Genomic DNA, 13,552 nt, shown 5'->3' on the forward strand with positions numbered 1-13,552 from the left:
CTATCGGGTGGTCGTGACGACCACAAAGTTCGATAGGGCACCGTGCCGCGCCCGGCGCGGTGCGCCCGCCAGACCGAATCGCCCTTGCCGAGGATCCTGCCCGTGCTGCATTTCGCCCTGCTTGCCTCCGCCGCGGCCCTGACCCCCGTTGCGCCGCCGCCTTCCTCTGCGCCGACCGTTCCCGCCGCGCAGTCTACCGAGGCGGGTCCGGCGCTCCCTTCCGTCGACCTGCCGCGTCGCCCCCGCGGGGTGACGACGCCGAGCTTCCTCACGGCCGGAGACCTGCAGGCGAAGTGCCAAGACAAGGCGCTGGCCATGGTGTCGTATTGCTACGCCTATGTCACCGGCGTGCACGACAGCGTGAAGGCCTACGAGGTCTGGCTCAACATGCGCGAGTTCTGCCGCCCGCTGCGGATGTCGCAGTCGGAACTGCGGCAGGCCTTCCTCGAGTACCTGGGCAAGAATCCCGCCGCGATCAGGGGCGAGGCGGCGTCCGTCGTGGTCATCGCGCTGCGCCAGAAGTACGCGTGCGACGCCCCGGTGGCGCCCGCTGCGACGGACCCGGTGCCCTGACAGGTTCGCCCGCGCGCTCGTTCGCACCCGGGCCGCGGGCGCGCTACGCATCGTCTGTGTTGCCGGGGCCCCCAAGCCCAAGTAGTCTCACCCAGGGGCCGTATCAGCGGGTGGTGACAGGACAATGCAAAAGCGGGAGGAGTTGACCGGCATCCAGTTCCTGCGAGGGTTCTGCGCTCTCGGAGTGGTGATCGGTCATTGCGCAGGCATGCTGGCCATGCCGAAATACGGGGAACTCCGTACACTCGGCGGGGTGCTGGAAGATGGCGCGCTCGGCGTCGACATATTCTTCACCATCAGCGGTTTCATCATGGCGGTCGTGGCGCTGGAGGGATCGGCGCTGAAGCCGCGCATGTCGATCGCCGCCTTTGCGCAGCGCCGCTTCGTGCGCATCATTCCCATGATGTGGATCGCGATCCTCTCGTATGCCGTGCTCCAGAAGCTGTTCGCCCGCGACGCCATCGACGTGGCGGCCTATCTGCGCGCGCTGTTCCTGCTCCCGTTCTCGTACGTCAAGCCGGACATCATCTGGACCTTGCGGCAGGAACTGATCTTCTATCTCGTGTTTGCGCTCAGCTTCTTCGGCCGGCCGCGGATGCGCTGGCTGCTGGCAGCCTGGCTGGTGTCGCCGGTTGTTTTCCTGCTCTCGAGAGGCTCGCTATGGGCCTCCACCGGGTACATCGACAACTTCTGGTCGATCCTGTGCAGCACCGTGAACCTGGAGTTCGGAATGGGCCTCGCCCTCGGGGTGCTGTGGACGCGGGCGTCCCCGACTCCACGGAGCGACTGGGCGCTGCCGGTTCACCCCTTCGTCACGCTGGCTGTCCTCGTGGCCGCGATCCTCGGGAGCACCCGGATGCTGGGCCTGGTCAGCCAGACCCTGCCGAGCGTTCTGTTCCTGGGCGTGACGGGAACGATGCTGGTCGGGCTTGCCGCGCGGGCGCGCTGCCCGGCGGGGTGGCTCACCGCCCTGGGAGGGCTGCTGGGAGACGCTTCCTACTCGATCTACCTGTTTCACCTGCACATCCTGGCCGGCCTCCTGGTGGTGCGGGCGAAGCTGCAGGTCCTCAACGACGGTCCCGCCGCCGTGACCGCCATCGTGGTGGCTTCGACGGCCATCTGCATCGGGATTCACCTTCTGGTGGAAAGGCCTCTCACCCGATGGCTGCGCGCGCGCTTCGCGGGCGGCAGGCCCCGCCCGGCGCAACCGGGAATGATGGAGAAGCCGGCCACTCCGCCCGTCTGAGGCGTCGCGGGGTTGTCCGTGGACTTTGAAGAATCGCACCATCTGCACTATACCGCGGCCGGGTCCACGCATCGACCGAGGCGGGCGGCAGGAGGCGAGGAACACGCATGACCGTACACCCGGGCGCCAGGGACGCGCCGCCTGCCGCGCCGGTGGAGACGGGCACGCCGTCCCGGCCGCGCAGCCGGTTCGAGCAGCTGACCGCGATGCGCTTCTTCGCGTCCCTGCTGGTCATGGTCTCGCATGCCGCCATGATGCCGCGCACGGACAATGCCCTGTCCTGGTTCGGCCGCAACGTGATCGACTACGGGCACGGGCGCGTCGGCTTCTTCTTCATGCTCTCGGGTTTCGTGCTGTGCCATGCCTACGAGGCGAAGTTCGCACGCGGGGCGCTGACGTATCGCGCGTTCCTGGTGCGCCGCGTGCTGCGCATATGGCCGCTGCACATGCTGGTGGCCGTGCCGCTGGCAGCCTGGTTCCTCTGGCGCATCGGCACCGAAGGCCTTCCCATCGTCGTGGCCAACCTGTTGCTGCTGCAGAGCTGGATACCGATGTACGATTACTTCGCCTCGCTGAACGCGCCCTCGTGGAGCCTCTCGACCGAGCTTTTCCTCTACACGATGTTCCCGCTTTTGGTGATGCTGTCACGGCGTCGGCTGCAGGTGCTGTGCGCAGGGCTGGTGATCTGGAGCTTCGTGGCGCCCGCAGTTCTGGCCCTGGCCGGCTACGGGCACGTCATGGACGAGAACGGGGCCGTCGGCTTCGGATACTGGTTTACGGCGATCAACCCGGTGATGCGGCTGACCGAATTCACCATCGGCATGGTGATGTGCCGCCTGCTGCGCGACGGCGATGACCGGCACTGGCTTCCGCGATGGGCCGACGGCGCCGCGATCGTCAGCTTCGTGGCGGCCATGGTGGTGTTCTCCTCGCTGCGCGAGCGGATTCCCGACATCTTCTTCAACCAGGCGTTCTACCTTCCCGCGGTGGCGTTCCTGGTCCTGGCCCTTGCCGAAGGCAGGGGGCGGACGTCGCGCTGGCTGGCGGGGCAACGCACCTTGCGTTTCCTCGGCGAGACTTCCTTCGCGCTCTACATCGTCCACAGTCCGATCCTGCGGCGCGGCTTCGACGTGTACTATCGCCTGGACGCACCGATGCCGCTGGTGCCCTTCGCGATACTCCTGATGGGGCTCTGCGTGGCGGTTGGCTGCATCGTGCACAGCTTCATCGAACAGCCGATGCAGCGCGCGATCCGGAGCTGGCTGGACCGTCCGGCCCGGCCCTCACCGGCCTAATCTAGCGACACGCCGCGGGCGTCATGCGCCGGCGGGTCGCGGTGTTTCGACTCGCGCGGTGCGCCGAGCGCGAATCCCCAGGAACGCCCGGCTCACGAGGGGGACGTCCTTGACGGCCATGTGCACGGCGAGCGGGAAGGCGATCCCTGCCAGCAGGCCCACGACGAAGACGACGTCCCAGCGCGTGACGTCCAGCCGTGCGAGAACCGCCCGGGAGCCGGCGGTCCCGAAGATGTGCCACAGGTAGATCGAATAAGAGTGGCTGCCGATCCAGGCCAGCAGCGGGATCGCACTGGTCACGCGCAGAAGAAGGATGGCCGCAGCGATCCCCACCAGCAGTCGCCCTGTGGCCTCGGCGGCGGCGATGCTCGGCAGCATGAGCGCGACTGCGCAGGCTGCGCCCGATACCAGGATCAGGGTGAGGGAGGCGGCGCTGATCTGGTGCACGTCGGCCGAAAAGCGGGCGACATAAAGGCCCGCGAGGAAGAAGGGCAGCAGGTAGGCCGCCTTGTGCAGCGAGAACAGCGGCGTCAGCCAGGCCTCGGGCAGCGCGAAAGGGACGATGCTGAGCAGGAAGGCTGCGCCGGCCCGGGCGGGCGTGGAGAGCAGCTCAAGCCGCTCCAGCAGCATGACCAGGACGAAGACCAGGAACAACGCCTGCAGGAACCAGAAGTGCGCGAAGGCGTACAGCGGCAACAGCAGCAGCGGCTCTAGCGTGGAGGGGCCCAGCTTGCCGTTCAGGGCGTCCTGGACGAGGATGGTGAGGGTGCCGATCGCCATCATCGGGATCAGGAGCCGCTTCACCTTGCCGGTGAGGAACGGCGTCATGCTGCCCCTGCGCACCGGATGGGAGGCGTAGACCACGCCGGAAAGGAACGTGAAGAGCGGCATCCGCACGTAGCCGAGCGTGTCGTTCAGGATGCGCAGCCACGTGCCAACGGGCACTTTCAGCCCGGCATCGGGCGTGTAGCCGATGACGTGATAGGATACGAGGAGCAGGCAGGCGATCGCGCGGACCGTGTCGATACGGTCTCTGTCGTTCCTGGCCGCCACCGGTCGCCCGAGGCGCTCGGCTTCGGTCGATGGCGTCGCGGCGTTAATGGCCTGCGACTCGATCAGAGGCATGGGTTGCGAATCAGGCATTCAGGAAACAAGCGGACCGCAGCTCCAAAGCTGGCCGCATGTCTGATAAGCAGAGACGACGAAACCCCGCCGGTGGCCCGGCGGGGTATTCGATTTCAGCTGGCGCCAACGAACAGACGTTGGGCCCAAGCGCTTACTCCGGGCTGGCGTCGTCGTCGTCGTTGCCGCCGTCGAGCGCGAGCGCGAGGCCGGTGCCGACCGCAGCGACGCCGAGCACGGCCGGGACGACGACTTCAGACTGCAGGCTCTTGCGCTTTGCCACCACCGGGGTGGCAGGAGCGGCCGGAGCGGCGGTCTTGGTCGCACCGGCCTTGAAGGCGATGTAGGCCGGACGCTGATCTGCCGCCTGAGCAGCAGTCGAGAGCAGGACGGCGCCAAGGGCCATCGATACCGCGAACGTCTTCATGAGCTTTGGTTCCTCCGTCATGGCCGAGCCACGCCTATTTGCATCATGGGATGACACCTTACCCGAACAGAGTCAATGTACATAAGTACAAGTAGCGCGAAAATCGTCAGGAAGCCGTGATCTTGCTGCGCTGGGTCGAAACGCGGCCTGCCCGATCGACGGTTATGACTTCCTGTCGGTCATCCTCCAGATAGAGCGCAGTCAGCTTCCCCGAGGCATAGGCACCGGTGTCGATCCCGATTCGGTTGCGGCGCGAGACGACCTCGGGAGCGATCGTGTGACCATGCACGATGACCGCTCCGAAGTCGTCGTCGGCATCGAGGAAGTCCTTGCGGATCCAGAGCAGGTCGTCGCGCGACTGGCGATGCAGCGGAACGCCCGGCCGGATGCCGGCATGGCAGAAGAAGTAGTCGCCGGAGCGCGCGGTGAGCGGCATGGAACGCATCCAGCGGGCATGCTGCGAGGGGATCGATTTCTTCAGGCGGCGCAAGTACCGCCTCATGTCCGCGCCCTCGTCCGGAAGCTCGAGGCCATAGGAGCGGACCGTGTCGGCGCCGCCCACCTGCAGCCACTTGCGCAGGATCATGAGGTCGCCGTCGAGGGCCCGAAGCATCGCCTCCTCGTGGTTGCCCATGAGTGCGATGACCTGGTCAGTGTCGCTTTCCAGCTCGGCGACGAGATCGACGACCCTGGCGCTGTCCGGCCCGCGGTCCACGAGGTCTCCCAGGAACACGATGTGCAGGGCCTCTGGCGTGGCGCGCGCTCCCGAATGCTCGCCGATGGCGTCGAGCAGCAGCTTCAGAAGGTCGTAGCGGCCGTGAACGTCGCCAATGGCATAGATACGTTCACCCGGATCCGTGCTCGGCAATGATGTCTCTTTTCCGTACCGAATGCCGCATGACGGCACAGTGGCTTCATCGTGTCGCACGGCGACTCGAAACGTCTCTATCGTTGATGTGGGGCTTATTCCAGACCTGTCCAGAGGGTCACGGGAATAGCGCCAGGTCCAAGCGTCGTAAATACGGGAAATCTCCGAGCCGATTGCGACTTGGTATTCCGGCGCGAGCGGGATAGGTAGTGCATCAGCCCTGCGGATCGGGGCCGATGTTAGGTGCCGTATGTCAGGGGAATGCACCGGCGGTCATGAAACAAGCCATCGAACTGGCCCTTGATAACACGGTGATCCCTTTTCGGGCGCGCCGGCGCGTCCTGCTCGTCGCCTCCGGTGGCGGGCACTGGATCGAGCTCACGCGCCTCGGTCCCGCGTTCGAGAATTGCGACTGCGACTTCGTGAGCACCGTACCCAACCTGGCGCCCCCCGTGGGCGAGCGGCCGGTACGCACGATCACCGACAGTTCGCGCGACAGCCGATTGAACGTGCTCCACTCCTTTTCGCAGCTCTGGCGGATCATCCGCGACATCAGGCCCGACCTGGTGGTCTCCACCGGCGCCGCGCCCGGCGCGCTGGCGATCGCCATCGCCCGGCTGCGCGGCATACAGACGATCTGGATCGACAGTATCGCCAACAGCGAGGAGCTGTCGCTGTCGTGCAAGGCGGTCCGGCCCTTCGCCCATCTTCGCCTGACCCAGTGGCCCCATCTGGCGCAGACCCATTCGGGCATCCACTACTTCGGGCGCATCCTGTGATACTGGCGTCGGTCGGTACGCAGCTTCCGTTCGATCGGCTCATCCGTGCGATCGATCAGTGGGCGGAGGAGAACGGACGGACGGACGTCGTCGGCCAGATCGGTCCCGCGCGCTATGCGCCGCGGGCGATGCGCTGCTTTCCCTTCATCGAGCATCGGCAGTTCCACGAACTGCAACTCCAGTGCTCGCTGATGGTCAGCCATGCCGGCATGGGCTCGCTGATCGGGGCGATGGAGCTGGGCAAGCCGATCATCATCCTGGCGCGCGACCACCGGCGGGGCGAGCACCGCAACGGGCATCAACTCGCCACCTTGGGCCAGTTCCGCAATTTCCCCGGCATCTATGCCGCGAACGACGAAGACCACGTGAAGCGGCTCCTCGATCGGAGCGACCAGCTGACGGCACCTCCGCCGCTGGATACCCAGGCGCCCTCCGAGTTCATCGAGCGCCTGGCCGCCTACGTCCATGACACGGCGCCCTCGGGCATCCGTGCCAGGCTGCAGTGGATGAAGCGGCGCAGCGCCGGGGGCCAGTCGTGAACAGCGCGGGCTGGCGACGCCGGAGCCGCGAACGTTGACGGCGCGGGGATTGCTGCGAAGCCCGCTGCTGCTGGTCCTGGCATCGGCGCTGCCCATACTGCTGTACCGCCATCCCCCGCTGATGGACGTGCCCAATCACCTCGCCCGCATCTGGCTGGAAGCGCAGCCGGGCCTCACCGGCATCCTCGGGCAGGCCTATGCGATCGAATGGTCGCGCGCCTCCTCGAACATCCTGGTCGACCTGGTCGGCATGCAGGTCACGCGGCTCTTCGGCCTGGACGCCTTCTGGCTCCTGGTCACTGTGCTGATGGTCCTGGGGCCCCCCCTCGCTGCCATCCTCATCTCCCGCCGGCTGAACGGCCGCGACAATCCGTGGCAGGCGCTCGCCCTCAGCGCGGCCTGGGGCCAGTCGACGATCTCGGGGTTCATGAACTACAGCCTGTCGCTGGCGCTGGCCCTGTTCTTCTGCCTGCTGAATCTCGGCCCGGCACGCACGCTCGGGTTCAAGGCGCGAAGCCTGCTCAAGTCGGTCGAGGTCCTGGCGGTCTACCTCACGCACCCGTTTGGCGTCGGGCTTTTCTTCGCCTTCGAGTTCGCCATGCTGCTAGGCCCCGACGTCGACGGCATCAGGAGGCTGACGGCGCGCAGGATCGCGGCCGCCCTTGCCGAATACGCGCTCGTGGTCGCGTTGACGCTCGTCTACATCGCGGTGAACAGGGGGAACAGCCCGCTCGAGATCGATCCGGTCGACTACCGCGGCTTCATGTCGCACATCGTCTCGCTCGTCTCACCGTTCTTCGCCTACGACGGCGCCGTCGAACTTCCCCTCTTCGCAGTCATCGCGCTGTGCGTGGCGATCGCAGCGCTGCGCGGTGCCGTCGCTTTCCACGCCGGGCTGTTCGTCTCGGTCGTCATCCTCGGCGTCCTGTCGCTGCTCATACCCGACGGGATCGGCAACGCCTCGCTGCTGACGCGTCGCCTGCCGCTGATGGCCGCGCTGCTCATCTGCATCGCGGTCCGGCCTCGAGGGACGGGGTCGTTCGGGACAGGGTCCGTCGGGACAGGGCCCGTCGGGACAGGGCCCGTCAGGATAGGGCACCGCCTGGCCATGGTCTGCGGCCTGGCGATCCTGGCCCATGCCGTCTGGATCCTCCACGTGTGGAGGGCGCGCGAGCACGACTATGCCGACCTCCAGCAGGCGGCCCGGCTCATCCCGGCGAACAGCAAAGTGCTCTCCGTCGTGCGCCAGCCCGACGCCGCCCCGAACCGGTGGTCGGAGCCGGGGCAGTGGGTACACGGCTTCTTCATCCGCAGCCATCTCCCGACCATGCTGGTCCCGCTCTCGCGCAGCTACGTGCCTTCGCTGTTCGCCATCCCGGGCCAGCAGCCCCTGGTCTTCACCGAGGCGTTCGGGCCCCTCCAGGCGCAGATCGCGAACATACCCACCGACCGGGACCTGGCCGCCCGGACACCGCCGTTCCCGCCCGACCGGTACCTCGACGCGTGGGAATGCGATTTCGACTACGTGCTGATGCTCAGGCCCAGTCGCAGGGACCGGCACGTGCCCGTGCACGGCACCCGGCTTGTCCTGGAATCGGACTTCGTGGACCTGATGAAGGTGGACCGGCCGCCGCGCTGCCGGTCCTGAGCGTCATCCCACCTGCAAGCCGCTGCGCCGGGCCAGGCGCCGGGCAGTCTTCCAGGCCTCCAGCACCATCATTCGGATGGTGTCGTCGAGCATGAAGCCGAGCGCCAGCGTCAGCGCGCCGCCTACCGAGGCGGCGATGACGGATGCCGCCAGACCGAGCGGGATCGAGCGGGTGACGAGGACCACCGCCGCGAGGATCAGCGCCATCGGCACCAGCCGCAGCAAGGCGCCGCCTGCGTGGCGGCTGACGAGGAAGAACAGCAGGCTGTCCAGGGCCATCCTCAAGGCCCAGGCCAACGCCGCGCCGGTCAGGCCGAACCGGTGCGTGAGGAACCACAGCAGGGCGAAGAAGGGTCCGAGTTCGAGCAGGTAGAGCAAGGCGGGGAGATGCGGCCGGCCCTGCGCCTGCACGAGCTCGAACGGGATGAACGACAGGCCGTTGAACCACGCGCCCACCAGCAGGATCTGCGCGAGCGGAGCCGCGACGCGGGCGAAATCGGGTCCCATCCAGAAGCTGATGAACGGGTGCATCATGAGGATGGCAGCGACGCAGATGGCGCCGTAGCCGTAGCTCAGCCCGCCGACCGCGGCGCGGGCGAGGCGTTGCGCTTCGGGTTCCGAGACGCGGGACATGCGGGGGAACAACGTGCGCGAGGCCGCCGCCGCGAAGATCTGGCTTTTCATGACCAGGCTGAACGGGACCGCATAGTAGGTGACCGATGCCACGCCCATCACGGCCCCCAGGACCATCTGGTCGAGCGAGGTCAGGAGCGGGTTGAGCGTGTTGCCGATGCTGACCCAGCCTCCGTAGCGAAGCATCTCCTTCGCGCGGCCGCCGTTCAGCCGGGGCAGCGACCCGCTGCGCTCGGATCGCCAGGCGAAGGCGATGACGAGCACGACCGAGGCGCCCCGCGCGCAGACGGCCGCGGGAATGACGACCTCAAGGCGGGGAGCGATGAACACGGCGCACAGGAGCGGCACAGTCTGGATCGCCACCGTGCCGGTCAGTTGCAGCAGGTTGGCGGTCAGGAAGTGATCGCGCGATTCCAGGCTGCCGATGCCGGCCCCGTTCATCAGCGCCAGGGGCAGCAGCCCGGCGACCCATGGCAGCGCCCAGCGGACTTCCGGCAGCAGTTGCGGCGGGACCGTCATGACGTGCGAGAACAGGGCGATGCCCCCCGTGACCAGGACGATGCCGCCGAGAAGGCCCATCACGCCATTGAGCCCGAGCGCCGTGACGAAGATGCTCTCGCGCTCGCGCTTGTCGGAGGGATCGATGCGCGCCAGGGCATTGGTGGCCGCCCGCGAGAGGCCAAGGTCGAGGAATCCCATGGTGCCCAGCAGGATCCAGATGATCGACATGACGCCGTAGCGTGCGGGACCGATCTCGCCCACGAACAGCGGCACCGTCACGAGCATGACGACCAGCGTCGCTATGGCACCGCCCACGTTGACGATGAAATGTGCGCGAAACCCTTTGCGTTGCATGGAAGGTCCATTATCCGACAAGTATCGTCGATCAAACCTCCAATCACCGGTACTGCGGGCGGGCGCCCGGCGAGGCATCCCGGGGGTGGCGTGATCGTCCGCCTTTCATGCGCGAACGGCTGGCACATGGCGCAAATTGATCTATAGAAAAGGGCATGACCTCCAGATCAGGCACTATGACCTCGCGCATCCTGATGTTTTCAGGGCTCGCGTTCTTCGCACTCGTCCTGATCGGTCCGGTGCTCACGAACATCGACGGCCAGAACGGCACCGAGACGGGCAGTATCTTCCGCCAGATCGGCTACCTGATCACCTTCGGGCTGCTCGTCTATTCGGTGTTCCGCGAAGGGAAGGGCTCGTGGGCTTTGCGCATGCCGCTTCCGATCGTCGTGGCCCTGGGCTGGTGCTGGCTCAGCCTCGTCTGGGCGATCAATGTGGACATCGCCTTCCAGCGCCTGGTGCTGACCACCATCTCGACCTGGTTCGCCTTCATCCTCGTCCGGGGCGCAGGGTACGAGCGGTCGCTGGACGTGCTGCGGATCATCCTCGTGACCGGGCTTGTCGGCAACTACGTGATGGTGTGGCTCGATCCTGCTTTCGGCATCCACCTCGCGCACGACACGACGGCGCTGTATGGCAACTGGCGCGGCCTGATGGGCCACAAGAACTTCGCAGGCGCGGCCGCGGCCATCACGATCCTGATCTTCGTGTTCGCTCCCGGCAAGATCCACCCGCTCGCGCGGCTGGCGATCCTCGCGGCGGCGGCCTACTTCCTGTTCCGCAGCCAGTCGAAGACCTCTGGCGGCATGGTCGTGATCGCGGCGGTGGCGGGATGGATCTTCGTGAAGTTCGACACCTCGATCCGGCGCTTCGCGATACCCCTGCTGATGGCGCTTTCGGCGGCGGTGTTCTTCGCCGGCAGCTTCTTCCAGGTGAAGAGCGTTCACGACATCCTCGATCCCCAGCTGTTCACCGGGCGCGGGCACATCTGGTTCTCGATGCTGCGCTACATCGAAACGAACTGGCTGCTGGGCACCGGGTTCGGCTCGTTCTGGAACATCGGCTTCGAGAGCCCGATCTACAGCTACGGCACCACCGGCTTCGTCCGGGGCCTCTCGGTCGGGCACAACGGCTATCTGGACCTGCTGGCGACGATCGGGGCCCCCGGGCTGGCCCTTGCGGTGTTCGCCGCGATCGTCGCTCCGACGGTGAAGCTGCTGACCACCAACATCTCGGCCCGGCGCGGCGCCCTGGCGGTCGCGCTGCTGGTGTTCTGCGTCGGGCACAACTTCACCGAGAGCAGCCTGTTCGAACGCGACAGCTTCATCGGCGTGATCATGGTGATCTCCGTCGCCTACTCCTACAGCTGGTACAGGGACGAGAAACGCCAGGGCAGCGTCGGAAGCGGCCAGGACGTCTTCGCCGTGCTCCGCCGGCGCGCGAAGGCGGCGTCCGAGATCTAGTCCTTGGCGATGGCGTCCCGGATCCGGGCGGCCATTTCGGCCGCTAGTTCGGGAGACACGTGCGTCCGGTCGATGTGCAAGGGACCTTGGGAGGCGCTGAACAGGCGGCAGCGCCCGCGCGGGCATTCCAGCGCGAACCACGAGACGTATGCGGCACCTGCAGATGTGATGAGGGGCGCCATGCGGCGGTCCAGCGGTTCGCGGTCCGCGATCCGGAACGCGTAGACGCGGTGGGGGTCGCCTGCCATCATGGCACGGGCAAGCATGTCGGGAACATCGACGTCGTACTCGACGACGGGGCCGACCACCACCACCCGGGCACCCTTTGCGCGCAGGAACCGCACCGTATCGAGCAGGGCGGGAAGGTCTTCGCTGTACCAGCGACCGGCGAGGACCACCGTCTGCACCTTGCTGTAGTCGACCGTGTGGAAGGCTGCCTCCGCGACGGCGCGACAGGCGCGCAGGCCCTGGCCATGGAGCAGCGGCCGGCAGCCGGCGGCGGTCGCCTGCATCAGGTGGGCCGGGCCGAGCGCGGCGCGCAGGGCGTGCGAGATCTGGGCCGCATGGCTGTCGCCCATCAGCAGGACGTTGGCCTGGCCGGGATCGGGGACCAGGCAGGCCGGATCGAACGGGGCGCTGGTGGGGATATGGAAGCAGCGTCCCGTGTCGAACTGCGCCAGGCCCGCGGGCGTGCCATCGAACCCCTGGTAGCGGGCGACGCGCGCGACGGGCGGAGGCAGCGCGCGGATCTGCCAGGCCTGCGACGATATCGCCACGCCCATGGCGGCGAACACCGCCAGGCCGGCCAGGCCCGCGCCGATCACGGCGGCGGACGGCGCGGCGGGCCCGCCCGCCTTCGCGGCGCCGCGCCAGCGACGGAGTGCCGGCTGCTCGACAAAGCGGTACGACAGGACCGCCGCCGCGAAGGAGGCGGACAGCAGGATCGCGCTGTCTCCGAGCGTCAGCGCGCTCGGCCGGGCGAGCATGTAGAACGCCACGATCGGGCGGTGCCACAGGTACAGCGAGTACGAGATCCGCCCGATCGCGCGCAGCGGGGCGGCCTCCAGGAGCCGCGCGGTGGTGGTGCCTGGCATGTAGGCCAGCAGGAAGGCGGTCCCCGCAACCGGAGGCAGCGCCGTGGGGACGGGGAAGGGCCAGTAGGGGCTCGTCCCCAAGGCGCACGCCGCGATGCCGAGGAGGGCCAGCCCGCACAGGGCGGAGCGCAGGGCGCCCGGGGCGAGGCGAGGGTAGGCGCCGAGCGCGACCAGGCCGCCCAGCAGCAGCTCCCATGCGCGCGCCGGCAGCAGGAAGTAGCCGGCACTCGCGTCCACCGCAGCGAACCAGCCGCCCACCGCGAACGAGAGGATGCCGATGCCGGCGAGGACGCGGACGAGCGCCTTCCGGCGCAGGCCCCGCAGGGCGAGGAGAAGGAGCGGATAGAAGAGGTAGAACTGTTCCTCCACTGCCAGCGACCAGGTGTGGATCAGCGGCTGGAGCTCCGCCTTCTGCGCGAAGTAGCCGCTGGTCGCATAGAAATAGAAGTTGGAGCTGAACAGGCTGGTGGCCACGGCGCTCAGCCCCAGGTCCTTGAGCGAGAGCGGCAGCAGCAGCCGGCATCCCACGACCAGGGCGATGGCCGTCATCGCTCCCAGGGCGGGAAGGATGCGCACGATGCGGCGGCGGTAGAACTCCAGGAGCGAGAAGCGCTCCTCCTCCAGTTCGCGGGTGATGATGCCGGTGATCAGGAAGCCGGAGATCACGAAGAACACGTCGACCCCGATGAAACCGCCACGGAAGGCAGTGAGACCGCAATGGAGCAGCAGGATCGGCAGGATCGCGATGGCACGCAGGCCGTCGATGTCGGCCCGGTAGCGAAGGGCGTGCCTTGCTTCGGAACCGGCGGCGTCGGGCGTGTCCAGCATCTCAGTCCTTGGCTACGAAGGTAGCCCCACCGAAGCAGGCGGACCTGCCGGGAGGCGCGGCGGAGCAGAGTGCTCTTCCTGGGTTGCGACGGATCCGGGCCGATCCCGCTCGACGCCAAGTAGCCACCCTGATAGACGCTTGACAGTGCCGATGGGGGGCCGTCAAGCGTGACCGGAATTGC

General features: G+C 67.4%; 12 protein-coding genes. 7 read left to right on the forward strand and 5 right to left on the reverse strand.

Features of this window, described 5'->3' with window-relative positions:
* The first annotated feature begins 102 nt into the window (after positions 1 to 102).
* The 3 genes from ACFFJC_RS12465 to ACFFJC_RS12475 all read left to right on the forward strand — a co-directional run bounded on the left by ACFFJC_RS12465 (position 103) and on the right by ACFFJC_RS12475 (position 3,114).
* Complete coding sequence (locus ACFFJC_RS12465; RefSeq protein ID WP_379487806.1) at positions 103 to 573, forward strand: Rap1a/Tai family immunity protein; 471 nt, start codon at positions 103 to 105, stop codon at positions 571 to 573.
* 124 nt (positions 574 to 697) lie between these two features.
* A complete protein-coding gene (locus tag ACFFJC_RS12470) occupies positions 698 to 1,819 on the forward strand; it encodes an acyltransferase family protein (protein WP_379487807.1) in 1,122 nt (373 codons plus the stop codon).
* A 107-nt stretch (positions 1,820 to 1,926) separates the two neighbouring features.
* Positions 1,927 to 3,114, forward strand: coding sequence for an acyltransferase family protein (locus ACFFJC_RS12475; RefSeq protein WP_379487808.1), 1,188 nt, complete (start codon positions 1,927 to 1,929; stop codon positions 3,112 to 3,114).
* A gap of 21 nt (positions 3,115 to 3,135) precedes the next feature.
* Here the strand turns inward: ACFFJC_RS12475 and ACFFJC_RS12480 are convergent, their stop codons facing one another.
* The 3 genes from ACFFJC_RS12480 to ACFFJC_RS12490 all read right to left on the reverse strand — a co-directional run bounded on the left by ACFFJC_RS12480 (position 3,136) and on the right by ACFFJC_RS12490 (position 5,531).
* Entirely contained in the window at positions 3,136 to 4,239 is a 1,104-nt protein-coding gene (locus ACFFJC_RS12480) for an acyltransferase family protein (RefSeq protein ID WP_379487809.1), read from the reverse strand.
* A 151-nt stretch (positions 4,240 to 4,390) separates the two neighbouring features.
* Positions 4,391 to 4,663, reverse strand: a complete 273-nt coding sequence (locus ACFFJC_RS12485) for a hypothetical protein (RefSeq protein WP_379487810.1) — start codon at positions 4,661 to 4,663, stop codon at positions 4,391 to 4,393.
* A 106-nt stretch (positions 4,664 to 4,769) separates the two neighbouring features.
* The gene (locus ACFFJC_RS12490) at positions 4,770 to 5,531 is read right to left on the reverse strand and encodes a metallophosphoesterase family protein (protein WP_379487811.1); all 762 of its coding nucleotides are present in this window, start codon (positions 5,529 to 5,531) and stop codon (positions 4,770 to 4,772) included.
* Positions 5,532 to 5,806: 275 nt separating this feature from the next.
* Here ACFFJC_RS12490 and ACFFJC_RS12495 point away from each other — a divergent pair, with 275 nt between their 5' ends.
* From ACFFJC_RS12495 to ACFFJC_RS12505, 3 genes are read left to right on the forward strand one after another with little or no spacing between them, the layout of a single operon-like run.
* On the forward strand, positions 5,807 to 6,310 hold the full coding sequence (locus ACFFJC_RS12495; RefSeq protein ID WP_379487812.1) for a glucuronosyltransferase: 504 nt from the start codon (positions 5,807 to 5,809) through the stop codon (positions 6,308 to 6,310).
* A complete protein-coding gene (locus ACFFJC_RS12500; protein WP_379487813.1) occupies positions 6,307 to 6,849 on the forward strand; it encodes a glycosyltransferase in 543 nt (180 codons plus the stop codon). Before ACFFJC_RS12495 ends, ACFFJC_RS12500 begins: the two co-directional genes overlap by 4 nt.
* A 49-nt stretch (positions 6,850 to 6,898) precedes the next feature.
* Positions 6,899 to 8,497 (forward strand): hypothetical protein, encoded by a 1,599-nt coding sequence (locus tag ACFFJC_RS12505; protein ID WP_379487814.1) that lies wholly within the window; start codon positions 6,899 to 6,901, stop codon positions 8,495 to 8,497.
* 3 nt (positions 8,498 to 8,500) lie between these two features.
* Here the strand turns inward: ACFFJC_RS12505 and ACFFJC_RS12510 are convergent, their stop codons facing one another.
* The gene (locus ACFFJC_RS12510; protein ID WP_379487815.1) at positions 8,501 to 9,985 is read right to left on the reverse strand and encodes a flippase; all 1,485 of its coding nucleotides are present in this window, start codon (positions 9,983 to 9,985) and stop codon (positions 8,501 to 8,503) included.
* 155 nt (positions 9,986 to 10,140) lie between these two features.
* On the opposite strand from ACFFJC_RS12510, the gene ACFFJC_RS12515 reads away from it, so the two are divergent.
* Complete coding sequence (locus ACFFJC_RS12515; protein ID WP_379487816.1) at positions 10,141 to 11,448, forward strand: O-antigen ligase family protein; 1,308 nt, start codon at positions 10,141 to 10,143, stop codon at positions 11,446 to 11,448.
* On the opposite strand, the gene ACFFJC_RS12520 is transcribed toward ACFFJC_RS12515, so the two are convergent.
* Positions 11,445 to 13,370, reverse strand: coding sequence for an acyltransferase family protein (locus tag ACFFJC_RS12520; protein WP_379487817.1), 1,926 nt, complete (start codon positions 13,368 to 13,370; stop codon positions 11,445 to 11,447). The two genes, ACFFJC_RS12515 and ACFFJC_RS12520, sit on opposite strands and share 4 nt — an antisense overlap.
* Between the last annotated feature and the right edge of the window lie 182 nt (positions 13,371 to 13,552).

This window comes from Novosphingobium soli (assembly GCF_042432915.1).
GTDB lineage: Bacteria > Pseudomonadota > Alphaproteobacteria > Sphingomonadales > Sphingomonadaceae > Novosphingobium > Novosphingobium soli.

Coding starts and splice junctions, on each gene's coding strand:
- ACFFJC_RS12470 (WP_379487807.1), top strand. CDS start 698: ATGCAAAAGCGGGAGGAGTTGACCGGCATCCAGTTCCTGCGAGGGTTC.
- ACFFJC_RS12475 (WP_379487808.1), top strand. CDS start 1,927: ATGACCGTACACCCGGGCGCCAGGGACGCGCCGCCTGCCGCGCCGGTG.
- ACFFJC_RS12480 (WP_379487809.1), bottom strand. CDS start 4,239: ATGCCTCTGATCGAGTCGCAGGCCATTAACGCCGCGACGCCATCGACC.
- ACFFJC_RS12485 (WP_379487810.1), bottom strand. CDS start 4,663: ATGAAGACGTTCGCGGTATCGATGGCCCTTGGCGCCGTCCTGCTCTCG.
- ACFFJC_RS12495 (WP_379487812.1), top strand. CDS start 5,807: ATGAAACAAGCCATCGAACTGGCCCTTGATAACACGGTGATCCCTTTT.
- ACFFJC_RS12510 (WP_379487815.1), bottom strand. CDS start 9,985: ATGCAACGCAAAGGGTTTCGCGCACATTTCATCGTCAACGTGGGCGGT.
- ACFFJC_RS12515 (WP_379487816.1), top strand. CDS start 10,141: ATGACCTCCAGATCAGGCACTATGACCTCGCGCATCCTGATGTTTTCA.
- ACFFJC_RS12520 (WP_379487817.1), bottom strand. CDS start 13,370: ATGCTGGACACGCCCGACGCCGCCGGTTCCGAAGCAAGGCACGCCCTT.